This window comes from Thermomonospora umbrina (assembly GCF_003386555.1).
In the GTDB taxonomy this organism is placed as follows: domain Bacteria; phylum Actinomycetota; class Actinomycetes; order Streptosporangiales; family Streptosporangiaceae; genus Thermomonospora; species Thermomonospora umbrina.
In genome coordinates this window covers 6,557,753-6,581,883 of record NZ_QTTT01000001.1, presented here as the reverse complement: position 1 = coordinate 6,581,883, position 24,131 = coordinate 6,557,753, and the positions used below count along the sequence as shown (strand labels likewise).

At 68.6% G+C, this 24,131-nt stretch carries 20 protein-coding genes and 1 pseudogene; 15 read left to right on the top strand and 6 right to left on the bottom strand.

The window, feature by feature from the left end; translation table 11 throughout:
* Positions 1 to 1,480: 1,480 nt before the first annotated feature.
* Complete coding sequence (locus DFJ69_RS29650) at positions 1,481 to 1,909, top strand: helix-turn-helix domain-containing protein (RefSeq protein ID WP_116025639.1); 429 nt, start codon at positions 1,481 to 1,483, stop codon at positions 1,907 to 1,909.
* Positions 1,910 to 2,085: 176 nt separating this feature from the next.
* On the opposite strand, the gene DFJ69_RS29645 is transcribed toward DFJ69_RS29650, so the two are convergent.
* The 3 genes from DFJ69_RS29645 to DFJ69_RS29635 all read right to left on the bottom strand — a co-directional run bounded on the left by DFJ69_RS29645 (position 2,086) and on the right by DFJ69_RS29635 (position 5,610).
* Positions 2,086 to 3,471 carry an alpha-hydroxy-acid oxidizing protein gene (locus DFJ69_RS29645; protein WP_116025638.1) on the bottom strand — a complete coding sequence of 462 codons (1,386 nt, stop codon included), beginning with the start codon at positions 3,469 to 3,471 and terminating at the stop codon, positions 2,086 to 2,088.
* Positions 3,472 to 3,481: 10 nt separating this feature from the next.
* Positions 3,482 to 4,687, bottom strand: coding sequence for a VOC family protein (locus DFJ69_RS29640; protein ID WP_147312475.1), 1,206 nt, complete (start codon positions 4,685 to 4,687; stop codon positions 3,482 to 3,484).
* A 662-nt stretch (positions 4,688 to 5,349) separates the two neighbouring features.
* Positions 5,350 to 5,610, bottom strand: coding sequence for a hypothetical protein (locus DFJ69_RS29635; RefSeq protein ID WP_116025636.1), 261 nt, complete (start codon positions 5,608 to 5,610; stop codon positions 5,350 to 5,352).
* Between the two features lie 132 nt (positions 5,611 to 5,742).
* Between DFJ69_RS29635 and DFJ69_RS29630 the strand changes: the two genes are divergently transcribed.
* The 6 genes from DFJ69_RS29630 (at position 5,743) to DFJ69_RS29605 (ending at position 11,542) form a co-directional block, all read left to right on the top strand.
* On the top strand, positions 5,743 to 6,564 hold the full coding sequence (locus tag DFJ69_RS29630; RefSeq protein WP_170177842.1) for a sulfite exporter TauE/SafE family protein: 822 nt from the start codon (positions 5,743 to 5,745) through the stop codon (positions 6,562 to 6,564).
* Between the two features lie 1,063 nt (positions 6,565 to 7,627).
* Complete coding sequence (locus tag DFJ69_RS29625) at positions 7,628 to 9,514, top strand: relaxase/mobilization nuclease domain-containing protein (RefSeq protein ID WP_170177841.1); 1,887 nt, start codon at positions 7,628 to 7,630, stop codon at positions 9,512 to 9,514.
* 4 nt (positions 9,515 to 9,518) lie between these two features.
* Positions 9,519 to 10,583 (top strand): hypothetical protein, encoded by a 1,065-nt coding sequence (locus DFJ69_RS33925; protein WP_147312474.1) that lies wholly within the window; start codon positions 9,519 to 9,521, stop codon positions 10,581 to 10,583.
* Between the two features lie 15 nt (positions 10,584 to 10,598).
* Complete coding sequence (locus DFJ69_RS29615; protein WP_116025632.1) at positions 10,599 to 10,925, top strand: superinfection immunity protein; 327 nt, start codon at positions 10,599 to 10,601, stop codon at positions 10,923 to 10,925.
* 138 nt (positions 10,926 to 11,063) lie between these two features.
* Positions 11,064 to 11,189 carry a DUF397 domain-containing protein gene (locus tag DFJ69_RS29610; protein WP_116025631.1) on the top strand — a complete coding sequence of 42 codons (126 nt, stop codon included), beginning with the start codon at positions 11,064 to 11,066 and terminating at the stop codon, positions 11,187 to 11,189.
* A 143-nt stretch (positions 11,190 to 11,332) separates the two neighbouring features.
* Positions 11,333 to 11,542, top strand: coding sequence for a DUF397 domain-containing protein (locus DFJ69_RS29605; protein ID WP_116025630.1), 210 nt, complete (start codon positions 11,333 to 11,335; stop codon positions 11,540 to 11,542).
* Between the two features lie 75 nt (positions 11,543 to 11,617).
* Here the strand turns inward: DFJ69_RS29605 and DFJ69_RS29600 are convergent, their stop codons facing one another.
* Positions 11,618 to 13,054 (bottom strand): XRE family transcriptional regulator, encoded by a 1,437-nt coding sequence (locus DFJ69_RS29600; protein WP_245974631.1) that lies wholly within the window; start codon positions 13,052 to 13,054, stop codon positions 11,618 to 11,620.
* 211 nt (positions 13,055 to 13,265) lie between these two features.
* Between DFJ69_RS29600 and DFJ69_RS29595 the strand changes: the two genes are divergently transcribed.
* On the top strand, positions 13,266 to 13,466 hold the full coding sequence (locus DFJ69_RS29595; RefSeq protein WP_116025629.1) for a hypothetical protein: 201 nt from the start codon (positions 13,266 to 13,268) through the stop codon (positions 13,464 to 13,466).
* 1,761 nt (positions 13,467 to 15,227) lie between these two features.
* Here DFJ69_RS29595 and DFJ69_RS34605 read toward each other — a convergent pair.
* Positions 15,228 to 15,374, bottom strand: a complete 147-nt coding sequence (locus tag DFJ69_RS34605) for a hypothetical protein (RefSeq protein WP_170177840.1) — start codon at positions 15,372 to 15,374, stop codon at positions 15,228 to 15,230.
* 108 nt (positions 15,375 to 15,482) lie between these two features.
* Between DFJ69_RS34605 and DFJ69_RS29585 the strand changes: the two genes are divergently transcribed.
* The 3 genes from DFJ69_RS29585 (at position 15,483) to DFJ69_RS29575 (ending at position 18,358) form a co-directional block, all read left to right on the top strand.
* On the top strand, positions 15,483 to 15,767 hold the full coding sequence (locus DFJ69_RS29585) for a Tn3 family transposase (protein WP_170177839.1): 285 nt from the start codon (positions 15,483 to 15,485) through the stop codon (positions 15,765 to 15,767).
* A 129-nt stretch (positions 15,768 to 15,896) separates the two neighbouring features.
* Entirely contained in the window at positions 15,897 to 17,123 is a 1,227-nt protein-coding gene (locus tag DFJ69_RS29580; RefSeq protein WP_245974630.1) for a PP2C family protein-serine/threonine phosphatase, read from the top strand.
* 293 nt (positions 17,124 to 17,416) lie between these two features.
* The gene (locus DFJ69_RS29575; protein ID WP_116025625.1) at positions 17,417 to 18,358 is read left to right on the top strand and encodes a LacI family DNA-binding transcriptional regulator; all 942 of its coding nucleotides are present in this window, start codon (positions 17,417 to 17,419) and stop codon (positions 18,356 to 18,358) included.
* A 41-nt stretch (positions 18,359 to 18,399) separates the two neighbouring features.
* Here the strand turns inward: DFJ69_RS29575 and DFJ69_RS29570 are convergent.
* A pseudogene (locus DFJ69_RS29570) lies at positions 18,400 to 18,652 on the bottom strand (Tn3 family transposase); the annotation flags it as partial.
* Positions 18,653 to 19,202: 550 nt separating this feature from the next.
* On the opposite strand from DFJ69_RS29570, the gene DFJ69_RS29565 reads away from it, so the two are divergent.
* From DFJ69_RS29565 to DFJ69_RS29550, 4 genes are all read left to right on the top strand, one after another.
* Entirely contained in the window at positions 19,203 to 20,309 is a 1,107-nt protein-coding gene (locus DFJ69_RS29565) for a type III polyketide synthase (protein ID WP_281275923.1), read from the top strand.
* Entirely contained in the window at positions 20,306 to 20,830 is a 525-nt protein-coding gene (locus tag DFJ69_RS29560; protein WP_116025623.1) for a cupin domain-containing protein, read from the top strand. Before DFJ69_RS29565 ends, DFJ69_RS29560 begins: the two co-directional genes overlap by 4 nt.
* 677 nt (positions 20,831 to 21,507) lie before the next feature.
* Positions 21,508 to 22,437 carry a MinD/ParA family ATP-binding protein gene (locus DFJ69_RS29555; RefSeq protein ID WP_170177838.1) on the top strand — a complete coding sequence of 310 codons (930 nt, stop codon included), beginning with the start codon at positions 21,508 to 21,510 and terminating at the stop codon, positions 22,435 to 22,437.
* Between the two features lie 265 nt (positions 22,438 to 22,702).
* Positions 22,703 to 23,575, top strand: coding sequence for a hypothetical protein (locus tag DFJ69_RS29550; RefSeq protein WP_116025621.1), 873 nt, complete (start codon positions 22,703 to 22,705; stop codon positions 23,573 to 23,575).
* The last annotated feature ends 556 nt before the right edge of the window (positions 23,576 to 24,131 follow it).

The following is a 24,131-nucleotide window of genomic DNA, read 5'->3' as shown; positions in this document are numbered from 1 at the left end:
AAGGCCGCCCGTCCCGCCCCCATACCGAGAGCTGCGGCCGGAGCGCGGCCGGCCACCACGGCGCCGACCGGGAAGCCCGGCTTCACACCGCCCGCCAAGGCCGCACTCGACGGCGATGCCAGGGCGTCCCTCTACGAGTCGTCCGTCGCCGGCAAGGTGTTCTTCACCAAGCCGAGCGGCGGTGACTTCGTCTGCTCGGCGAGCGCGCTCAACAGCCCGTCCAAGCAACTCGTCATCACCGCCGGGCACTGCGTCCACGAGGGCGGCCCGGGCGGTTCATGGATGCAGAACTGGATCTTCGTCCCGCAGTACCCGAACGGGTCGCGCCCACACGGACGTTCACCGCCAAGTCGTTCAACACGCTCTCCTCGTGGGCCAGCAGCCGCGACAGGCAGCGGAACGTCGGGCCGGCCACCACATGGCCCAGCAACGGCAAGAAACTCATCGACGCGGTCGGCGGGCCCGGCTCGGCCTCGAGCCGACGAAGCTCTGCCACTCCGCATGCGCAGGCTCGCTCGGCCGCCCACCACCCACGCGCAAGCCGCTCCCGCCGTTCTGCTCACCGAGCGTCATCCGAACGTCGCCCACCACTTGAGCCCGTCCCCATACTCCTGTCACGCCGCCTTCGCGTTCCGGCCTTGACGTCCGGCAACGTCGCACGGCCAACGCGACCGACCGTCCCGAAAGGAGGGCCGAGGCCAGGCTTCGCCTGGCGTCCCCGGCGCGGCCGGTCAGGATAAGAGCTGCGCGGACGTCGTCAAGGGTGCCTTCGGCCTCGCTGACGCGATCGGCTACGCCGACCCTTGACCACCGTCCGCGCAACTCGAGCCCTTGGGCCCGCAGCAGCGGCCGCGTCACCCTCACCGTGCACAGCCGCCCGCCGCTGCCGCAACCGGGCGGTGAGCGAGTCACAGGAACGGGGCGTGGGTCGCCCTTGAACCCGCGCGGACGCCGCACCGCCCCTCGCCGCCCGGGGGAACGTCCTGGGACGCCACCGGACGTCGTCGCTTCTGAGGACGTCCTCCGCCCGTGCGGCAGTGCGGGCACCCAACACACCGAATTGCCCGTGACGCAATGCCTCGTGGTGTCGTGGCCTGATCGATCCGTGCGGTGGGTCTTTCTCGGGCGTGGCCGCACCTGCGGGGGCCGCCCCGATCGAGACGCCACCAGGGCGACGAATCCGATACCGGGCGCTGCGGAGTGATCCATCCGACGCCGGCCCCTTCGACAGTTCCTCTTCCGATGAATCCGCAGGAAATGGTGACGAAGGGGAAACGGAAAGTAGCCGCTGCCGGTGTCGATCCGCCGCCCGCCGAAGGAGGCCAAGATCACCTTGCGCGGCGACGAGGATGTCTACCTGCCTTGAACCCCTGCCGTCGCACCTAGGATGCTCGCTTGGTGGCGGTTGGGTGTTGTTGCGCGCACCCGGGTAAGGCACGATGTCTGGTGCTGGTTGAATGAAGATCACCGGGAGTGGTACATGACGGCAGATGATCACGAGCCGCCGAAGCGGGACCTGACGCGGGACCCCGATGTGCTCACCGCAGACGAACTCGCCAATAAGTGGGGACTAGGGGCGCCGGCCATCCGTAAGATGGCGCAGGCCGGGACGATCCCAGCGCTGCGGACGGCGGCCGGGGGGTCGGGTCGGTGGCTCTTCCACTATCCGGCTTGCATTGCGGCCCTGGCAACGGCGTCACCGACGCCGCCCTCAGAACCGCTCGGCCGCGGTCTTCAAATCGCCGAGACCGCCGACGAGGTGACCGAAGTCCGCATGCTGCTCGCCGACGACACCACCGTCGTCCTCGGGAAACTTCCCAACCGGCAGGACGCGGACCGGTTCGTCGAGGCGCTCTCGTCGGCCGTGCAGATCGGAGTCATCAGCGATCAGAATGACACCGCAGGCTGACCCGAAGTCGTCCTGATTCGCTTTCGCCATCAAGTTCGGTGCGTCCGAAAAGAAGGACCGAGCACCGGCGGACGATCACCCGCCCATGTTAATCTGAAATTGCAACGATCCATTGAACTGCTAGAGTGTGGCTGTCGCCCTCGCCATCCTCGGTCGGCAGCGCATCGCGGATATGCTCACGCCGAGTCCCGCAACGGCACGGAACCCGAATCGTCAGTCGCCACCTTGCCTCGTATACCAGGACCCCGGAATGCCGTGCCCGCCTCGGCCAAGAGATTGCGGGTGAAACCGTACGAGCGTCCGAGGTCCTCCGCCAGTCTCCTGATGCTGGCCCCCTCGACGTAACGCTGCTTGAGCCGCAGACCGAGTGCCGTGCGCTCAGAGCCCCGGACCTGCGCGTGCTTGGCGAACCGCACCGCGGCCACCTGCTCCGCCGCGACTGCGCTCGAACCCGGCGCTCCTCCCGGCCGCGCGGCGGGGTGGAAGAGACCTGCGGGCGCGATCAACTCGGGACCGACCTGAGGCGTCACCGAGCACCCGGTCAACCCCATCGCGTCACGCAACTCATCCACCAGCAATGTCAACACGCCGTGCACACCGGCCTCGCCGGCCACCGCCAGCCCGTACAGGACCGGGCGGCCCACGAGCACGGCCGCGGCGCCCAACGCCATCGCGATCAACACGTCCGTGCCGCTGCGAACCCCTCCGTCCAACAGCACGGGCACTCCCCCCGCGCGAGCCACCGCGGCGACATCGGGGAGCGCGTCGAGCGCCGCCGTCGTCCGATCCAACTGGCGGGCCCCATGGTTGGACACGATGATGGCGTCCGCACCGGCCTCCAGCGCACGTTCGGCGTCATCGGGCGCCAAAATCCCTTTGACGACAAGCGGAAGTCCTGTCAGCCCCGCCAGCCATTCCACATCAGTCCACGTCAACGAAGGGTCCATGGCCGAACGGCTGTGCAGAACGGGATCGGAGATATCCGCCCACTGCGACAACGACGCAGACAGATTCGCGGACCTCAGGCCGTCGGGAAATCGGAAGCCGTCCCGAATGTCGCGATGCCTCCTGCCCATCCACGGAGAGTCCACCGTGACCACGAGAGCCCGAACCCCGCTCACGACAGCCCGCTCAGCCATTGAGGCCGTCACCTGACGGTCCTTGAAGATGTACACCTGCTGCCACACGTTCGCGTGCGGTGAGGCTGCTGTGACGTCTTCCACCGCAACGCTGGAGAACGCGCTCAAAACGGTAGGCAAACCCACGGCCGTCGCCGCGCGAACTGTCGCGATCTCGGCATCCGAATGGCACATCTCGTGCAATGCCATGGGAGCGATCCCGATCGGGGCGCTCCAAACCTGTCCGAGGAGTTCGACCGTGGTGTCGACATGACCGACTCCGGTCAGAACGCGAGGCCATACCCGTACACGCCCGAAGGCCGCAGTGTTGTCGCGAAGGGTGATCTCCTCCCCGGCCCCACCGGCCATAAAATCCCACACGTCGGGTCTGAGGCGGCCCCGTGCCGCTTCTTCATAATCCCGTACGCACGCGAACCGATGCATGTGCCGCCACCTATGCGATGAGTTCGCCGGATGCGGCCTCACGGGCGGCGAACAGCGCCTCGGCATTCTCGGTGCCGAAGCCCACCGCCCCGTCCATGCGTTCGATCAGTTCGAGAAAGAAGGGCCCGACGGGGTCGGGGGCGTTGGTGGTGAAGATCTGCATGAGCAGTCCCCCGTGATCAGCGGCCGCCAGGACGCCTGTGTGACGCATGGCCGCCAGGCGGGACACCGCGCGAGGATCGTTCCCCAGTCTGGCGGCCGCATGGTCGTAGTAGGCGGCGGGCGCGGGCACGAAGCCGGCACCGCGATCCGTCAGATCGCTGACGGCGTGGACGATGTCGTCGGTGAGCAGCGCCATGTGCTGTGCGCCCGCTCCGCCATGAGCCGCCAGGAAGTCGTCGACCTGCCCCTTGGCCCGATCACGGCCGGGTTCGGCCAGGACGAGCGTGACGCCGCCGCCGGAAGTGCGCAGAACACGCGAACTCATGCCCGTGTCACCGACGCGGACGTACTCGCGAGACAACTCCCTTGCCCCCAAGAGTCGCTCATAGACTTCGGCGGCCCCAGCGAGTTCTCCTGCCGGTACGCACACGGCGAGGTGATCGATGAGACGAAACGGTGTCACCCGAGGCGCTTGCGCGGGCACACGGAACGGCGGCGGAGCCGCGGGCCTCTGCCCGCCCGCCGGCTGGATGAGCGTATGCAGCAACGACCCGACGCCGGTGATCGTGGCCATCGTGGCGCCGCGCACTTCGTGCGGAGGATGGATCGCCCGCAGCCCGGCCTCCCGCGCGCGCTTGAGCGATGCGTTCAAGTCCTCGGTGTACAACGCCAAGTCGGCGATGCCGCAGCCGTGGTGATCGACCCACCGGGCCACCGGCCCTCCCTCCGCCCGGGGAGTGGTGACCACGACGTTGGCCTCACCAGCCCGCACGTACACCCGATCCCTGTCGGAATGGGAATGCTCGGCGGCGCGATCGAACCCCAACCGCGTGGTGAAGTACGCGCATACGGACTCGCCGGTGCTGCGGGCCGCGTAGAACTCGGCGTAGGCGATGTCGGTGACGTCCATGCAGAACCTTTCGATCAGGACATCGGTCACGGCGGCCGACGCGGGCGGCGTCAGCGCCGCCGCGCCGACCCGGCCACGCGCCTCGGTACCTGCACGCCATCGGGGTGCGAACCCGCGCCCGGTCTCCTCGTCGTTGCCGCGCAACCACCGTAGAAGCGCCGCGATCACTTCGCAAGATGCCACAAGCGTAGTCAACGAGCTTCAACTGGCATATAAACATCTACAAGCAATCTCTGAGTATGCCCAGGGGGTGCTCGCCAGGGACGCCGGCCCGCCGACACCCCGTGCGGTCCCGTCGATGAAAGGGCGGACGAGGATGCACCGACACGGCAACCACGACAACAAGGTCCACGGCGGGCGAGTCGAAGGGATCAGACCTCCCGGCGGCCAACGGCGGCCACCGCTGGTCCCGGCTCGCGGAGCCGGTCACGGAGGCCGGGTCTGGGAATCCTGGCTGGAAAAACTCTCCTGCGACGACTTCGAGGTGGCGGCACTCAACGCCTACAGACGCCAAGGATCACCACTGCGCCCGCCCTCCCGGCAAGTCCACCTCATGCACATCAGCCGACGATGGCTCACCCTGGCCACCGTCGTTCAGCCATGGACCGCCGACCGAGCGCTCGACGACGACACCACCGCCGCCGCATGATGAGGCACGCCCCAACCTTCGGCGCGACGACCGACCAGGGCCCGGGCACACGTGACCTCCCGGCATCGACGCCGCTACCTCACACCGACGAAGTCTTGCCGGAGCATGACGGAGGTCGGTGTCGACAACGCGACCTTCACCGTGGTGACCGCCGCCCTCACCCGCGACCTCGGCGCGAACGCCGATCACATTCAGCGGATCCCGACGTCTGCACCCCGGCCTTCTTCCGCCCGCCGCCGGTGGCGGAGAACCGCGCAGACGGGCCCGGCCGCCACAAGGTCCTCATCACCGCAATGGTGATGTTCAGCATCGCCTCGATCATCGCCGCCTTCAGCAGATCGGCCCCCCACCCGATCGGCGCCCGCCCCGCGATGAGCGCCGCAGCCCCACCGGCCTGCTCTTGGACCCTGTCGGTCATCACTCCGCATGAGATCGCGGTCTCGATGGCGACATTCGACGTTCCGCATCAGCCGATCGGGCAGGCCAACGACAAGAGTTCGCGTGCAGAACACCGGGCCGCCGCTCCGCCCCGAGCTGCGCGACGATCATCGTGACAGGGGCCGAAGCAGCGGTACTTCTCGCCGCCGGGGCCGGCGCGGGCGTCATCAACACGATCGTCGGCGCCGGGACCCTCGTCACCTTCTCCGTCCTCTTGGCCATGGGGTATCCCCCGGTGACGGCCAGCGTCATCAACGCCGTCGGCGTCCTGCCGGGTTCCGTATCCGGGGCCATCGGATATCGTCGACGCCTTCCGCATGATCGCCGCCTGCTTACGTTGATCACCCTGGTAGGCGTCTACGGCGCATCCGTTGGGGCCGCCGCTCTGCTCATCCTCCCCGCCCGGTCGTTCTCTACCATCGCCGCCGTGTGCATATTCATCGCATGCCTGCTCATGCTCATCCCGTCGGGTCGATCCGGCGCCGCGCCCACCACGGCCACGACTCCGACGAGCGCCTCTCACGCACAAGCCGCGGAACAAGAGAGAATTCCCGGCGCAGAAGGACGCCGGGAACGCTGCGCACCCAGAGTCCCGCTCATCGGCGGAACACTCATATGCGCCGTCTACGGCGGCTTCTTTGCTGCGGGCATTGGCGTGCTGCTGTTCGCCATGCTGAAAGTGGTCATGCCTCACGTGTCGCTACATGGCATCCAGGCACTGAAAATGTGGGCCGGAACTTGCATCAACGGAACCGCCGTCACCTTCTTCGTGCTCGCCGGCCACGTGCTCTGGGTGCCCGCGGCGTGCATTGGCGTAGGTGCGCTGCTGGGCGGCTGGGCCGGAGCGGTCATTGCCCAGCGGATGCCGCGCCGTCTACTGCGGGCCATGATCTTCGCCGTCGGAATCTTCTCGGCGCTCAACCTCCTGGTCTGACCCGCCCCCAGCCGCACCGTCGCAGGTGTGAGAACCGCACCGCCGACGCATGGCACCGATGCCGCGAGGCGAGCGCGGCGCGCCCCGGCCACCGGACCGAGGTCCTGGCGTGCCGAGCCTGCCTTGTCGGGGCCGATGGCCGCAACGGTCCACCCGCTGCACGCATCGGGTCGTCCTCCCCTTTGCGGCCGTCGGCCTCGCCAGGCATTCACCCCGGCCGCGGACCTCGGTCCGGTGGCCGGGCCTCGCCGCGCCCGCTGCGCTCCGCGCCGAGGCCGCAGAGCGCGGCCGATCAACGCCTGGCGCAGGACCGCCTGCGAGCGGAGCACCAGGCCCCACACGTCGTTCCGGACGGGCCGGTGAACGTGAGCATCCCCGCCCCGCGCAGCAGGGCAACGGCGTGGCGCCCTGCGTTGATCGTCCCCAGACCCTCGCCGAGGAAGGACCATCATCGGCTCCACGAAGCCACCTCGACCTGGTCGGAGAGCGAGAACGAGTGGTGAAACGTCCTGCGCACGCTCTGCCGAGACGCGCCCTCCGACCTTGCTGTATGTAGACCTAATGCAACGCAACGTGCAAGGTCTCTCGGTAGCAAGATGTAGGTAGAGTTACTCTATATCTGGACAGTAGATATCTGCGGGTCCAAACTGGTAACTCTTCGCGCGCTTGCGGGTGAACCTCTCCACGGCGCCGAACAGGGAAATCCTATGAACATCGGCGACAGTGGTTCGCCGCTGAGCCAGTCTGGTCTGCGCCGTCGGTCACGACGCGCTTCACGGCGCACTCGTTTCGTGAAACTGACGCTGAGCGACACCGAGTACCAAGACCTCACCGCCGCTGCAGAGCGGAACGGACTGGCCCCGGCGGCGTACGCGGCGGATGCCGCATTGGCGGCGGCGCGGAATGAATCCGCTCCGGTCCCCTCCACAGTCCGCGAGGCCCTTCGGGCCCTCATCCACGCATCCGGAGCGGCCCATCGCATCCGCCTCGGACTGGAGCGTGCGATCCGAACGGCGGAGACGGAAGGACGCGCACCGCACGGAGTCCGTCTGCACGCCGAGGAATGCGCCAGAGCAGTACGGAGGATCGACCTTGCCGCGGAACAAGTGAGACGGAACCTTCCATGATCATCCGGGAGTTGGAACGCGGATCCGACATCGCCGGGCTGCTGTACTACCTGTACGGGCCGGGGAGGGCCAACGAACACACCGATCCGCACCTGATCGCCGGATTCCGGCATCCGACGGACCTGGAGCCACCCCTGACCGCCGAGGGGGATCGGAACTTCCGCTACCTGATCGGGCTGCTGGCGCAGCCGGCAGACGCGCTCGGCGCGGGGACGAATCCTCAGCCCGTATTCCACGTGGTGATCCGCCTCGCCCCCGACGATCCGTCCCTCACCGACGATCAGTGGGCGGACATCGCACACCGGATCATGGACTCCACCGGATTGGCCCCCTACGGACAGGAGGAGGAAGCGGTCCGCTGGATCGCCGTCCGGCACGCCGATGACCATATTCACCTGATGGCGACGCTCGCCCGGCAAGACGGCCGCGGACTGGACGTCAACAACCTCCGCTACAGGATGCAGGCGGTCCGGCGGGACTTGGAGCTGCGGCACCGCCTTCACCCAGGCGCCCCCGGAGATCGTTCGGCGGCCCGCAGCCCGACACGGGCAGAGGTGGAGAAGGCCGCACGGATGGGATGGGAGGAGACGGCACGGCAAACTCTGGCGCGCAGAGTCGCCGTCGCTGCCGCCGCCGCAGGCACACTGGAGGCGTTCTTCGCCCGCCTGCGCGGGGCGGGCACGCTCGTCCGCACGCGTAACGACGACTCCGGGCAGCCCATCGGGTACGCGGTGGCGCTGCCCGAGAACACCGACCGAACCGGAGATCCCGTCTGGTACGGCGGACGCTGCTTCGCCGCCGGGACCACCCTGCCCAAGTTGCGCCGCCGATGGAACGCCATCGACGACCCCCAACGCATCGTCGGCCCACCCCTGCCGGAGCCACGGCGATCGGTCGTCACCGCCGTGCTCAGAGCCCAAGTCAGGGCGGCCGCCCGGCTGTCGAGCGACGAGTCCGACTTCACCGAGCGAATGCGTGAGGCAGGGCTGGTCATACGAACGTGGACCCGACTGGGCACAACCGACGGCACCTCGGGCTACGTCGTCGGGCTGCCCGGCCACCTGGAGCTTCAGGGCCGGCAAGTCCTCATCGCCGGCACGCAGCTGGCCGAAGACCTCAGCCTTCCCAGACTTCGCGCCTTTTGGGCCGACAAACCGACAACGCAGGCTCCACCACCTGCCACACCTGCATCCGACCAGGCAGCATGGACCGCCGTGCTCACGACGGCCTCTGACGCAGTCGCACTCCTCACCGAACACACCGGCGACGATCACTGGATCGCCGACGCCGTCCACGCGGCGGCGGACCTGCTCAGGACCTTGGCGGAGGTCTGCCACGAGCCTGCCCTGCACGAGGCCGCCGACGACTTCGAGCGCGCCGCCACAGAGCCCTACGGCCGAGTTCCCCCTCCCACGCGCGTCGGCAGCGGCCTACGGGCCGCCGCCCGAATGCTGGCCTGGGCCGGCCCTGCCATCTCCGCCCCTGAGCAACTCTGGCTCCTGGCCGACGAACTGGCCTCGTTGTCCCGCACCATCGCCGAACTGCGCACCCGCCAACGCCGCCCAGCACAGGCATCAGCGGCGCAGCAGACGAGCAGCCGCCTGCGGGAACTCGTGGCGTCCGCCTCCGGCGCGACCTACCGCAACGCATCCGCCAAACCGGCGACTAGCGTCGGCGCCGACGACTTTCCTACGCTGTCTCCAAGTCACGTCAGCCGTCCGGCGGGACGCCGGCGCGCGGCCGGGGACACCGGTCACAACGCACACGAACCCCACCGCACCAGGCCACCTCACAACCGGCAACCAAGACCTCCAGGACGGTGACACCGTGAACGAGTTCCCCGATCCGCTCGCCGCAGCACAGACAGCCGCACTTCAACAGGCCACCCAACTGATGTCGCTGGCCTTCGCAGCGGGCCAGGAATACAAGCAGGTCGCCGCACGATGGAAGGCGAACAAAGAAGCACGCCGACTGGCCGAACGTCGAGCCACCGAGGCGGCTCGACGGGGCCGTTGGGCCCCCGCATTCGACCCGGACTGGATGAGCCGGGCGGACCTTCTACAGGTCGCAAGGGTCTGGTCAGGAACCGTGCCCTATGCCCCCACTGATCCCTTGGCCGCAGAAGCCATGCTCCGATGCGAACAGCGTCTCCGGGGCCTGCACCCACACGGCATGATGCACTACGACCGGCTGCGCCACGAAGGCTTTCCGCCGGCCAGCGCAATGTGGTACGCCGCTCCGTTCTTCAGCCGAGACCCCCACATTCGCGTCGGCGATCCTGGGCCCGTCCGAGCCGCACTCCCACCAGCCGACCCGAACGCGGTCCAATGGACGGCGACCGCTCACGACCTCACCGACGCGGAGGTACGGCGATGGCTCGCAGAACAACAGGGCCGACAGATCATCAACCGCCTCCAAGACGGCGCTGAAGCGACCAACCGTGAACCCTGGTCACCGACAGAACTCACAGCAGAGCTGGAGAAGCGCACCAACCTGGAACCCGACGTCATCGCCACCATCGTTGCCGAGGACGCCCACACCCGCGGTGTCAACCTCGAAGCCGCCCGCGCCAACTACGAGACCGCCCTCGCCGACACCGCCGCACGAGACAGGGCCACCAACCTCGGCGACGCCTTCGACAACCCCGCAACCACCCACGTCAACGAACAACCACATCGCATGAGCGCGTCCGAACGTGAAACCCTCAAACAGGACGCCGCCCGCGCCCGCGCCTCCAGCGCCGCAGCCATGGTGACCGAGGAATACCCCCACACCCCCCAACACGCCGTCGCTCATACCACCAAGTACGGCAGCAAGGGACGAGCACCCGCCAGCCAGACCACGCCTGAGCAGACCAGGCGATCACGACCAGGCTCTGGCCCCACCACCTAAGGAGAACAGACCGTCATGAGCGAACCGATGCGCGGCCTGCTTCTGGTGGCGATGATCCTTTTCGTGGTGGCGTTCTTCCTGCTGCCCAGCATCATCGCCGTGGCCCGACGGGTCGAAAGGCTCGGCCTCGTCATAGCTCTCAACATTATCGCTGGCCCGACCCTGATCGGATGGCCCGCAGCCCTTCTCGGAGCGCTCATGCTACCGAGCCGACGGGATGCCGCCTGGAGTGCGCCGGAGTCTATCTACCGGCCGGGTGACCCTCCGCCGATCGAGCACGTGCTCCTTGCCGATCAGTTGCGACGACAGCGAATGCAGTCCGAGGGCTATCTGGAATCTTGACCACTGTCGTCGACAAGCGAAAGTCCCCACACATCTCCGATCTGCTGAACTGGACAGTGCTGCCTAGCCCGTAGTGGACGCCAAACCCATGCGCGGCCAACAGGCGCGCTTGGTCGAACACGCCATAGAGATCTACCGATGACCGAGTGGAGCAAGTCGTCCGACAGCAACATGCGCCGCGAGAGCTGCGTGGAAGTTGCCAACCTGGACGGCAACATCGGCGTTCGCGACAGCAAGAACTCCCAGAGCGGAACCTGGCCGTGAACCGCGATGTGTTCCGGGGGCTTGGTGCGGCAGGTGAAGGCCGGGGACTTGGCCCGTTTGAACGTCCGCACGGTCCACAGGTCGGGCGCTGGTCGGGGCGCCGCGTACGGTGACGGCGGAGCCGCCGAACTGAGGAGGCCAACGTGAATCCATCCGCCGTTCGTTGGCGTAAGAGCACCCGCAGCGACACGATCACCGCGAACTGCGTGGAGGTCGCGGGGGCGGCCGACGCGATCGGTATCCGGGACAGCAAGAAACCCACCGGCCCGAACCTGGCTGTGAGCCTGGCCGCGTTCCGCCACCTAATCGAGCAGGCGAAGGGTGGGCACTTCGACCATGCTGACGCCTGCTGATTCACCCGGTACCGGCCGAGCCCGCGACGACTCGCTCGTCCGCCGCTGACCGTGGGGATCTAGGCGGCCTGTCGATCAGGTGGCCACAGTCAGTTCCCGTAGTTCTCGCGCGGCTGGAAGGGTACGGGAACTGCTGGGGAGCGCGTGCAGGATCTGCCTGGCGAGGATGGTTCTGCCAGCGGTCGTGGCATCCGGAGCTTCCTGGATGGTGGTGATGGCATGTTGGAGGCCGGTCTCGACTTCTCGCGCCTGGACCAGCGCGGACGCTTCCATCAAGCGGAGGTTCGAGATCGGCCCACGCGCGTTCGGTGGGTAGAGGCTGATGGTTTGGGCCACGGTCTCCTGAGCACGGTCATCGCCTGTGACGGTGCGGACATAGGCTTCGGCCCACCCGAGTTGAGCCCTCCCGAAGGTCAGGACCGACTGCTGTGCGCCTTGCGGTAGATGATCGAACGTTCGCATGAGATCGGTGAGCGACGCCTGGGCCTGGAGGGCTTCTCCCGCGATGGCCGCGGCGTAGGCGCGCGCGGCGTGGGCGCGGGCCAGCCCCGCAGACTGTGTTTGTCCGGCGATGTTGATCGCCTCGCCGGTCAGGTCGCCGATCACCCCGGTCGGGCGAGCTGCCCAGCACGCGTCCTCAGCAGCTCGTCCGCGCACCCACACCCGCAGATCATCGTCCCCGGAGGCATCGGCCGCTCGCTTGGCGGTGGCCCATGAGATCCGCGCGGCGCGCTTGTTGCCGACGTCGCCCAGGTCGATCGCCAGCAGTCCGGACAGCCCGGCACTGACGCGCATCAGCCCGGCTCGTTCGTGTCCGGTCGGGTTTCGCTGGAGCAGGGCGCCGACGGCGGCGATGTCGAAGGTCAGGTCGGCGATCAGCGCGCCAGCGGGGCGGGTGATCAGCGCCTGTCCGTACTCGTGCACGACGCTTTCCCACTCGTCCAGGTCTACTGGATTGCCGAGCGCATCCTCGATGCCTCCGAGGACCGTCTCGATGGTGCCCGGCGGGACGGTTGCCCCCGCGCCGAGCGCGGCCAGGAGTTGGAGTGCGACGCGCCGTTTCATGTCGTCGTCCCAAGGGTCGGGAGCAGAGCCGATTTCCACGGTACCCAGCGGCTCCACAACAGCGCCCTCCTGTGGAGTCCCGGCGACCTCTCGTTCAGGGTGCATCTGGTCGAGGTGACGGTGGTCGGCTTGGTCGGTCAGCAGGTCGGCGACGCTGCACCGATAAATTTCGGACAGTCGGCCCAGCACGGTGAGGGAGGGCTGATGGCCGCTGTCGGCGGGCCACTGCTCCCACAGCGAGATCTTCTTCAAGGTCTTGGGGTCGTTCGGCCAGCGCTCGCACCAGGCGTCGGCCACCGCCTTCTGGCTCATCCCGTGCGCCAGGCGCATCGCCACCCGGGAATTGACGCGGTAACGCTCACCGAAGACGGCTGCTATCTCCGCCCAGGCCTTGCCTTGGGCGCGCAGACGTCGGCTCAGAGCGGCCTGCTCCTGCCGCACGCTCATGGGCCGTTCCCGCATGCCGCCTGCCTCCCCCGGCCTCTGTCCACGGCTGGGACCTACCGGCTCAGCACGTTACCTCCGCATTCCCGCCGGCGGAGGGGTCTGGGATACCCAGCCGCGAACATCCCCGCGAAACGGGGACAGTCACGACCCGTGCTCGGGATGCTGCTGGAAGACCTCGGCGCGCAAACCGGGGAGGCGAGCACCTCCGAGGGTGTGGCGGCGGCGGTCCGCCGCCCACCAGGTTCCGGCCCTTCGTGACCTGCCGGTGCTGGACGGGGCCGGATTCGCCGAGCTCCCGCAGCGGGCGATGCCCCTTCCTGACGGTTTCGACCCCGGAGCGCCGGTGACGACCATCGTCCAGGACTGGATCACCCGCCTGTTGCGCGGCCACGCTGGCTTCCCCGCCGGATGACCCGCCCGCCCCGGCACCAGACCACGCCCCACAACCGGCCGCAGCCCGGGCACCCCCACCTTCCGGCCTCTCTACGCCGCCCACCGCCGCCCTCCCGCGTGCACGTGATACCGCGCCGGTCCACGGAGCGCCCGGCCGACTAACACTCCGGGACCGAACCGACGTGACGCGCTGGCAGGGAACCGCCCCGCAGCCCAAGCCTTGCCTCGCCGGGGCGCCAGCCGCAACGGGCCTCGCATCCGCTCGGCGGACCCGTCGCAGCCGTCGCCCCGGCAGGCATGAACGGGCCACGGGCAGCTCCCGCACCCGCCCTTGCGTCGCCGATCCAGATCTGTCGCGGGCAGTTGCCCGTTGCGCTGCCGGTCCTGTTGGCCACCGCGCACGAGGACGCCGCCGCCGGTCGACCAAAGCCGTGCGCCGCGTTGACCCGTGCCAACGGGCCGGCCGAGATGCGGACCCGGCTGGCCCACCGCGGTGGCGTCAGCGGATGTCGTGGTCCAGCAGCCAGGTCGTGATCGCGCGGGTGACGCCGGCAAAGGCGGTATCGCCGGGCTGGGACGGGGCATGCTGCTCGTGGGGTGGGAGTATCACGGCGTGGACTTTCGTTCGGGTGTGGTGCCGGAGGGTGGAAGATCCGGCGGCGGCTGGCGGTGGGTGTGCCCCTGGACCGATCGAGGCCACGGTCGTGGTCTCGCCCAGCGATCGAGTCGAGTTCGTCAGCGAACTCCAGCGAGCAGAGTCCGCCACCTGGCCCGTACAGCCCGTCATCCCCTGACCTCATGGATACCGGCTCCAACCGGGCCGAGGGGACCCTCTGGCTTTTGATCTGCCGGATGTTCGACCACGGCGGCTATCGCTTTCCGTACGACGCTGAGCCACCATCGTTCCCGCAGGAACGTCCGCCACCCGACACAGGCAGGATCGCGTCCAGGAGACGACCCCTGGCTCGGGGCATCTCCACATCGCCCAGACCTTCAGATTCACTGGCCGTCCACCCCCAGCCGGGTTGTCCGCCCATCGCCACCTCGTTGTCCGCCCATCACCAACCACACAGACCGCTGACCACCAGAATCGGGACCGTCGAGCACCAGCCCCAGATGGCCGTCAGCACCTACCTCTGCCCGCCTCCTGAGCACCGGGGAGGGCCTCAGATCGACCGCCTCGCCGCTGTCACCGGCCGCACTCCCCATGCACTCGCCTGGGCCATCGCCGAGCTGGGCTGCGAAAACCACTGCCACCGCCCGCAGACAGACCTGACCAAGTTGGGGAAGCAGTGCCGGTGCCGGTGCCGCTGCGGCCACGCCGCCCAAGCGCCGTCGAGCGGTTCGCTGTTCGACAAGGTTGTCGGGGCACACCGGAGGAGGCCCCGCCGACCTCTCGGGCCGAGGCCGGTCTCGTGGTGCTCGCCACCGGGAGCCTGTTGGCGCGGTGCCCGGCTTTGGCGGCGGGCGTCACAGCTCGCGGTCGTCGTGTGATGGCACCGCGGCGTTCGGCTCAACAAGGCCCTGATCGTCGCCCCCACCGTGGGCCGCGTCGCCTGGCTCGGCGGCCGCCTCAGCCCGACCGTCGCCGCCCGCGTCGCCTCCATCGCCGTCCGGCTTCCACCGCCGCGGTCACCGCCGCGACTGAGCGGCCGGCATGTCGATCGTGAGGGGGTGTTCGTCACCCGGTTGGGCTGCCGCATTCCATGCCTCGCATCGGTCTCGTCCATGAGACCGGATCGGCCCGAGCACGGTCGCCGATCTCGCCGGAGGCCGCCGCTCAGGACGTCGACACGTTGACGCGGTACGAGGAGTCCGAGCGGCCTGCGATGGTGGCGTGCCCGGCGCAGACCGCACGGTTGCGGGCTCGTGAGGACTTTGCGGCGATGTTGTGGGCGCGGGCGTCGGGCAGTTCGAAGGAGGCCAAGGCCCGTCTGGAGGAGGCCAGGGCGCGTCGGCGCGCGACGTCTGAGCCGCTGATCGGTGACCACCGGACGGTGCTGGAGCCACTGACTGGGCCATGAGCACCGACTCCATGCCACGGCTTGGCCGGAACAAGATCCAAACCCAGTGGTCGGACATGACCCGGGTCGCCGAGTCGCGAGGGAACCCGACCCCGTTGGAGCGGGCGTTCGCCGAGCACGGCCGCATCGACAAGTCGCTCCACCTGCTTGACATCCTGGACCCGATCGGCGGCGGCTACCGCCGCACGCTGAATAGGCAGCTCACCGTCCAGGAAGCCCGGCTCAGCCCGCTCGGACCGCACCACCTGAACTGGAGGTCCGGGACCCCCGTCTTGAGAAGGCGGCCTGAGGGGTAAGAGTGTCGCTCGGGGCCGTGGGCCGCCTTCTATCAGGGGCCCGGTTGCGCGCGATCGTGGGGCGGACCCCGAATTCCGGCGTGCGCAGCGGTCGGGTGCTCGTAGCCGCGGAGCGTGTACGGAGGAGCGGTGGCGCGACAGGGCGTGGCGCGGATGCTGACCGAGATACTCGAGGCCAGCCACCAGACGGCGATGGATCAGATCCCCGTTCTGGTCCGGCGGTGTGCAACGTACGCGGACCTGCACGAGGTCATGATCTATGTGACCGACCTGCAGCAGCGTGTGCTGCGCCCGCTGACCGGCCACTCCGAGGAGGCCGGCACCGCCACCGCCGCCGACCTCGCCGAGCTGCAGATCGGGGGGACCCTGGCCGGACGCGCGTTCCAGGAGGTCCGGATGTTGACGGGCTCGGGCTCCGGGTCGAGCGAACGGTGGTGGATTCCCATCCTCGACGGCACCGAACGGCTCGGTGTGCTGCGCGTCGACGCCCGCGGCACCGGCGAGGACGTCCGGGACGCGATGCGCGCGCTGGTCTCCGTGGTGGCGCTGCTGATCCTCAGCAAGCGCGAGCACAGCGACACCTATGCCCGGCTCGTCCGCACCCGTCCGATGAAGGTCGACGCGGAGATGCAGTGGCACCTCACTCCGCCGATCACCTTCGCCGGTAAGGGCGTAGTGATCAACGGCGCGCTGGAGCCCGCGTACGAGGTCGGCGGCGACGCTTTCGACTACGCCATCAGCGGCGACGTGGTGCACTTGGCGGTGTTCGACGCCATGGGTCACGACATCCGCGCCGGCCTGACCGCCAACCTGGCCCTGGCCTCCGGACGCAACCACCGCCGCCAAGGTGCGGGGCTGGTCGAGACCGGCGACGGCATCGAGCGCCTGCTGGTCGAGGAGTTCAGCGACGACGTTCGGTTCGTCACCGCGATCTTGGCCGAGCTCGACACCTCCACCGGCCACTTCTCCTGGATCAGCCGGGGGCACCACGCGCCCGTGCTGATCAGGGGCGGCCGCTGGGTCACCGGCCTCGGCTGCCCTCCCGCCCCGCCCGTCGGTCTCGATCTCGGCCTCGACCCGCCCACCGTCTGCACCGAGCATCTGGAACCCGGCGACCGCGTCCTCCTCTACACCGACGGCATCACCGAGGCCCGCGACGGCAGCGGCCGCCAGTTCGGTCTCGACCGCTTCGTCGACTTCGTCATCCGCTCCCACGCCGATGGCCTGTCGGTCCCGGAGACTCTGCGCCGGCTGATCCATAGCGTCCTCGACCACCACGGCGACCGCCTCCAGGACGACGCCACCGTCCTTCTGGTCGAATGGCGCGGCGACGCCCACCAGCAGCTCAAGGTCTGACCCCTCGCTCAGCGGAAACGCGGGCCTGGGGGGTGTCGTGGGCGCACTCGCAATAACACGCGCCGCTCAGGTGGCGGATCCGCTGCGTGGCCACTCGCGGCATCTATCGACGGTCCGTGTCGCGAGCCGGCCGAATGACCCCTTCGCACTCCGCCGACCCCGGAGACACATGCGAAGATCGGTAAGGACAGCCGCGCTGGTCGCGGTCACCGTGTCGCCCCCGCCACCGGTTCTTGGGCAGGCCGCAGCGCCGCCGGTGCAGGAGTGGGCTACACCGAGTCGGTTGTGGGACGGTGAGCGTAGAGGACGTCCTGACCGGTCTCGATGGACGTCGTCCGGCCGAACGGATCCGCCAGGTGGCCCGTGAGGTCGGCTATGTGCCCGACATCCAGGCGATCGGGCTGCGCAGGCAGCGGACGCGGCTCCTCGGGGTGGTGATGGCCCGGTTGACCGACTACGGGCTGGCGGCGATCTACGAGGGCATCGAGCGGGCGGCGATGCGGCACGGCTTCCACACCATGGTGACCAACTCCTGGGACGACCCCGCCACCCGTCAGGCGCACGTGGAGATGCTGCTCGGCCGCCGGGTGGACGCGATGATCTTCGGCGACGCCCACGTGGACGGCGCGTTCGTCGACGAGTTCACCGCTCACGGCATCCCGTTCGTCCTGGTCAACCGGCGCGCCGGCGACCATCCCTCGGTGACCTGCGACGACTACGCCGCGGGTCGGCTCGCCGCCGAGCACCTCTTCGCCCTCGGGCACCGCAGGGTGGGCGTGATCGCCGGTCTGCCGTACGCCAGCAACGGCATTGACCGCACGGCCGGATTCACCGACTACTTCGCCGAGCGTGGACACCCGGTTCCCTCCGCCGCGATCGTGGACGCCAGCTTCGACTCGGCGGGCGGCGCCCTGGCCACCGAGCGCCTCCTCGAACGCCAGCCCTACCCGACCGGAATCTTCGCGGTCGGGGACTTCGCCGCGCTCGGCGCCGTGGGGACGCTCAGGGAGCGCGGCCTGTATCCGGGCCGGGACGTCGCGGTCGTCGGATTCGGTGACCTGCCCATCGCCGCGCAACTCACCGTCCCGCTCACCAGCGTGAGTTCACCTCTGTACGAGATGGGAGCGAGGAGCGTCGACCTGCTGGCGGCCCTCATGCGCGGGGAACCCGCCGAGAGTCTTCGGCTCCGTCCCGAACTGCGCGTCCGCGAATCCAGCGGCTCCCTCCTGCCCTGACCCGGAGGTAGCCCATCACCGATCCGGAGGCGATGAGCTCATGACGCCTGGTCGGTGGTGACGACATCGGGTTTGGGCGCGGCGTCGATGTTGATGATGGTGTCCAGGATGAACAGCGAGTCGCGCGGGGTGCCGGACACCACCATCTGTCCGATGCCCATCACCTGGTCGTTGACGGCGTTCAGCAGTGTGATCCCGCGTTTTAGCGGAAGTACTTCGGGGAGGCCCGGCGTTGATGGTCTGGACGGGGACGACGAACCGCAGCCCGTCGACCGAGGCCGGCAGCCCGCCGCCCCGGCCCTGGCGCCAGTCCCCAACTGGAGCGATCGGCGCAGGCCGCGAGGGTGTGCGCCAAGCGTCGCGAGACCCGGGTTTCGGCACCGGGCTGCGGTGCCGAGCATGCGACCGAATCAGCGGGTCAGCGTCACTTCGTTCCCGCCTGCGGCGACGACACCGAGGTCCGCCGGGCCATCGCTTCCAGAGCAAAGATGATCATTGTGTTTCGGCTGCCTCCCAGGTCATCGCGGCTTCGGGAGCGGTGAGGCGGGCGCGGCGGCTCCGCCGGGGATCGATGTGGGAGCGGGCGGACATTCCTTGGCGACGCCCATCTCCTACGTTGCGGTCCCAGTGCGTCATACCTGCGCGGCCGGTTCGGAGGCGGCATGAGAAGCGTGAGGATCGACAGCACCTTGTAGCCGTCGGTTCGGCTGAGGGAGATCCCTGCACCGGGTCGGTGGGCCGGCCCGGTCCCTCGTTCATGTCGTTGTTGGGCGGACACGATCAGCGCGCTCGCGAGAACGAAAGGGGCGGATGCCAAGCCATGCCAACTCTCTGCAGACCGGCGGTGAGCGTGCCGGAACATGTCGTCACCATGGAGGATACTCTGGAGTTCGCTGAGAAGATCCACCATGGAAAGCCACAGCTTCCTCTGGCGCTGCGTTTGATTCAACGAACGGGGGTCCGTAAACGGCATATCGTCCAGCCCATCGAAGAAGCACTCGGACATCCGGGTTTCGAGGAACGCAACCGGCTCTATGAGATGGAATCAAAGAAGCGGTGCCCGCCGGTCATCACCGAGGCACTGACGAACGCGGACCTCACGGTCCAGGACATCGACGTCATCATCTACGTCTCCTGCACCGGGTTCCTCATGCCATCCCTCACCGCGTGGCTGATCAACAGCATGGGATTCCGCTCCGACACCCGCCAGATACCCATCGCCCAACTGGGTTGCGCGGCGGGCGGCGCCGCGATCAATCGCGCCCACGACTTCTGCATGGCCTACCCCGGCGGCAACGTGCTGATCGTCTCGTGCGAGCTGTGCTCGCTGTGCTACCAACCGGAAGATGACGACATCGGTTCGCTGTTGTCGGGCGGATTGTTCGGCGACGCGGTGGCGGCCGCCGTCGTACGCGGCCACGGCGGCACCGGCGTGCGCCTGGAACGCAACGCCTCCTACCTCGTTCCGCAGACCGAGGATTGGATCTCCTACGCCGTACGCGCCACCGGCTTCCACTTCCGGTTGGACCGCCGGGTGCCCGGGACGATGAAACCACTCGCCCCCGTGTTGCGTGAGCTGGCCGCCGACCACGGGTGGGATGCCGGCAACCTCGACTTCTACATCATTCACGCAGGCGGCCCACGGATCCTGGACGATCTGGCCGAGTACCTCAACGTCGACCGAACGATGTTCCGGCACAGTTGGGCCACCTTGACCGAATGCGGGAACATCGCCAGCGCGGTCGTGCTCGAGGCGCTGCGTAGACAGTTCGAGGAGAACGCCATACCGCCCGGCGCCACCGGCATGATCGCCGGCTTCGGCCCGGGAATCACCGCTGAGATGTCCGCCGGCAGATGGGCCTTGGACTCGCGTGACCCATCCTCAAGGCCCACCGCCCGGTCACAGGGATTCCTGGAGCCGGGACGCGTCGCGCGACAGCAGGTCGTGTGAACGGGCTGGTCGTTTCTCCCGGCCAAGGCAGAAGGCTCGTCACCAAGGCACAGGAAATCACGTTCAAGGTCACCGCATCGCAGGGAACCTTCGCTTCGGTTTTCGAAGTCGTGGTGCCGCCCGGCTTCGATGTCGGCGCACACGTCCATACACGCCAAGAAGAACTCTTCTACATTTTGGAGGGACAACTCGATCTCTGCGCGTTCGAGCCCATCGAACGCACGCCAGACGATTGGCGGGGCTGGACGTCTCCCGAGGGGGATCGAGTCACCCGCGCGGGTTCGGGAAGCTGTATGTTCGTTCCGCCTGGATGCCCACACGCGTTCACCAATCCCACCGACGAACCGACGCGAGTGCTTTTCCTGAGCTATCCACCACCCGATCACGAAAGCTACTTCGAAGAGCTAAGCCGCATCTTCTCCCATGGCGCGGAGGTGGATTCGAACGCCGTGCAACGACTGCGCGACCGGTACGACGTCGACCAGATCACACCGCTTCGCCACGGCACACCGGCCTCGTGAGGCCCGCACTGCAACCGTCCGGCGGGACTCCCCTAGCCCCGACAGACAGGCCGGCTGGTAGGACGGCGACCGAAGCCGGTGTTCGCCCCTGGAGGGCGAACGGCCAGGGCCCGCCGGGCAAGGCCCGATTGCGCGACCACTGCCGCCGTCGGCCACCGCCCCGTTCGCAGCACCACAACCATCGCCCAACGATGCGGACTCGAATGCGCCCAGGCGGCACCAACGAGCCCTCGTGAGCGTGTCGAACCAGGGATCACCCCGCCCGGGCGACCCCGAGGTCAGGGTCACTATCGGAAGATCTGACCCACAAAACGGCCGAGCCCTGTCCACGGCGCACCTCACCGCCCGGCTCCCCAGAGAGGGGATGAACAATGCCTGATAGGCCGAGACGGCCGGCGCCCACCTACAACGATGGCCAGACGACCAACCCCTCCGATGCCTCCCCATCGGGCACCAACCGCGACCTTCCTCCCCTCAAGGACGGGACTGCCCACTCCAGTCGCCCGGCCCGGCTCCCCCCACCACCACAATCGCCGGGTCTGCCGCTGCTCGCGGCTCCAGCCGCGGCTCGGCCGCGAGCCGCCCCAACGGCGGACGTCGCCCGCAAGCCGACATCAGCGGCTCCACAGGCATCAGGTCCGGGAACGACGCCCCCGCCGGCCATGAGAACGAGGCCGGTGCCCAGCGACCTCGCCTCCGACACACTGATTCATCGGCCCACCAAACGCCGGCGCAACCGCCTGTCCGTGACCCGACGCGGACGACGAAGGACTCCCGCCGCCGACGCCGAGCAATTGCTCACCCAGCGGATCGGGGCCCCGATCACCGATGGTCATCACCGCCTCGCCATCGTGTCGGTCAAAGGCGGCGTGGGCAAGACCACCCTCGCCATCGGCTTGGGCGCCACCTTGGCGGCCGTACGCAACGACACGGTCATCGCCGTAGACGTGAGTCCCGCCTTCGGCACCCTCGCGGACCGACTGCCGGACGCCTCCCGGAACCACTCGACGGCCGCGGACCTGGCAGCACACCACGACCACATCCACCGACTCGCCGATGTACGCGGATACACCTCCAAGACCGACTCGGGCCTGGAGATCCTCGGCTCCGACACCATCATCAACAACTCCCGCGGCAAGCGCGAAAACACTTACCCGCTTCTGATGGACACCCTCCTCCGGTACTACCCGCTCGTCATCAGCGACTGCGGACCAGGCATCGCCCACCGGGACTACGAGGACATCCTCGCCCGCACCGATCAAGTCGTCGTCGCCGGATCGCTGGCGGCCGATGGAGCACGTTCGGTGTTTCGCGCGCTGGACTGGCTGCACGCAGTGGGACACGGCGAACTGGCCCGTCACAGCGTTGTGACGCTCACAGCAGTCCGACCGGACGGAGAACTTCTCATGGACACGGAAGTCCTCGCCGACAGCATCCGGCCTCGATGCCGTCGCGTGGTACGCATTCCCCACGACCCGTCTCTGGCATACGGCGCCGAAATCACCCTCGACGCCCTCAACGGCGAGACACGCCGCGCCTTCCTCGAACTCGCCGCAGCCGTCGCCGATCACTTCCCTCGTCGGCACATTCCACAAACACCGCAATGAACCCTGTTTGGAGGGCCATGATTCCGTCGCCGTCGATGCCACACCGAGCCCGCCGTGACCTGCTCGTCGCGCATCCCCTTCCCGCGCTCAGCGCCGAGGCCGGCGGCCACGGCCCTTCGCGCGCGTTTCGGGAGCTCCAAGGATGCCGGTGTGGTCGTCTCCGCCGGGGTGGGGGCGGACCGGCCGAAGCCGGCCATGTCGGCGTCTGTCCGCATCCCGTGGTGAATCGTGTATCGGGCATGTCATCGAGGAGAGGCAGAGTCTGATGCGGGCCGTCAACGCGACCGCCCTGGTGGGCTCGATCATGATCGTGACCATGGCCGGCTGCGGAGCCGGACAGGCGGCTGCGCCCCCCTCCCCTTCACCGCCCGCGCCCGCCGCCTCCGCGCCCTCGGCGGGCGAGTCGCTCATGTTGCGCATGCCAGAAGACGACGCGAAGATCCCCAATCCCGGCACGGGACGGGCCGACCCTCGCCTTCAGGGCGCGCTGCTCACCCGGTTCGACCCCGGTCCCTCGGTCGCGCCGCCCGTGCAGGCCATCACGCCGGGGGCCGTGCGGTTCCCGCTGCGTGACACCCGTTCCATGTACCTGGCCGTTCGTCAGATCAGCAGCCCTTTCATCGCCCCCGCCGCCTGCTCCACCTGGACCTCGGGGATGTGGTTCACCCTCGTCAGCCGCTTCGCCGCCACCACCGGTGCGCAACTGGCCGCCAGCATGTACCAGACGCCAGGTTCGGAGATCGGCCCGGACCACATCACCCCACACGGAGCCGCCGCACCACAGCCGCGAGGATCGCTGACGTTCAGCCAATCGATCATCACCGGCCCGGCCCAGGTCATGGGCATCCTGGCCGACGAACGGATCCCCGCCGAATGCGGGCGGCTCACCCAGACCGCAGGGCCGGCCGGGCGCATCGAGCCGCTGCCCGTCTCACCGATCGGTGAACACACCTGGGCCTACCGTCTCATCGACGACAAGGGCTTCGTCTGGCACTGGGTCCAGGCCATCGGACTCCGCGGACACCTCATCGAGATCCGCATCCCCAACCAGGAACCCGGCCCCCAGGGCGACATGCTCCGGACCCTCCAACACATCGCGGCCCAAGCCCACGCCAAGGCCGCGAAAACGCTCCCCTGAACCTCCCGAGGCCACAAGCGAACGGAGCCACCCGCCGGAAGCCCTGTCACACGGCGCCTCGGACGGGCGCCAGGAGGCGGGTGAGCGGAGCCCGAAGTGGCGGTGAGGGCCGCCCACGTCCCCTCCTCGACCACGCGGCCGTACTCCAACACGGCGATGTGGTCGGCGCGGCGGATGAGGGCCGGACGGTGAGCGATGACGAACGTGGTGGTGGCTTCGTGTCCGACGAGGAGGCCGGCGAATAGGGCGTCCGACCGTGTCCACAGGAGCGATCACCTCGTCGAGGACCAGCGGCCGCGGTCGGTGAGCAGGGCTCTGGCGAGGACGACGCGGGCGCGTCGGCCGCCGGAGAAGGAGGCACCGCACACCCGCGCCGGCCGCTACGTGTGCCCGACGCAGCCGGTGGCGCCGCCGACGCCGCACAGACCGCCGGGGACTCCGGGGCGGCCGCTCACAGCGGGCTCATGTGCACGGACCGCTCCCGTGCCCGGGCGTCCATGCGGCCGGCCATTCGATATAACGGACGGTGCACACGCACGAGATGACCGGGGGCCCC

Coding starts and splice junctions, on each gene's coding strand:
- DFJ69_RS29650 (WP_116025639.1), top strand. CDS start 1,481: ATGACGGCAGATGATCACGAGCCGCCGAAGCGGGACCTGACGCGGGAC.
- DFJ69_RS29645 (WP_116025638.1), bottom strand. CDS start 3,471: ATGCATCGGTTCGCGTGCGTACGGGATTATGAAGAAGCGGCACGGGGC.
- DFJ69_RS29635 (WP_116025636.1), bottom strand. CDS start 5,610: ATGACCGACAGGGTCCAAGAGCAGGCCGGTGGGGCTGCGGCGCTCATC.
- DFJ69_RS29625 (WP_170177841.1), top strand. CDS start 7,628: ATGCGCCAGAGCAGTACGGAGGATCGACCTTGCCGCGGAACAAGTGAG.
- DFJ69_RS29615 (WP_116025632.1), top strand. CDS start 10,599: ATGAGCGAACCGATGCGCGGCCTGCTTCTGGTGGCGATGATCCTTTTC.
- DFJ69_RS29610 (WP_116025631.1), top strand. CDS start 11,064: ATGACCGAGTGGAGCAAGTCGTCCGACAGCAACATGCGCCGCGAGAGC.
- DFJ69_RS29600 (WP_245974631.1), bottom strand. CDS start 13,054: ATGAGCGTGCGGCAGGAGCAGGCCGCTCTGAGCCGACGTCTGCGCGCC.
- DFJ69_RS29585 (WP_170177839.1), top strand. CDS start 15,483: ATGCCACGGCTTGGCCGGAACAAGATCCAAACCCAGTGGTCGGACATG.
- DFJ69_RS29550 (WP_116025621.1), top strand. CDS start 22,703: ATGCGGGCCGTCAACGCGACCGCCCTGGTGGGCTCGATCATGATCGTG.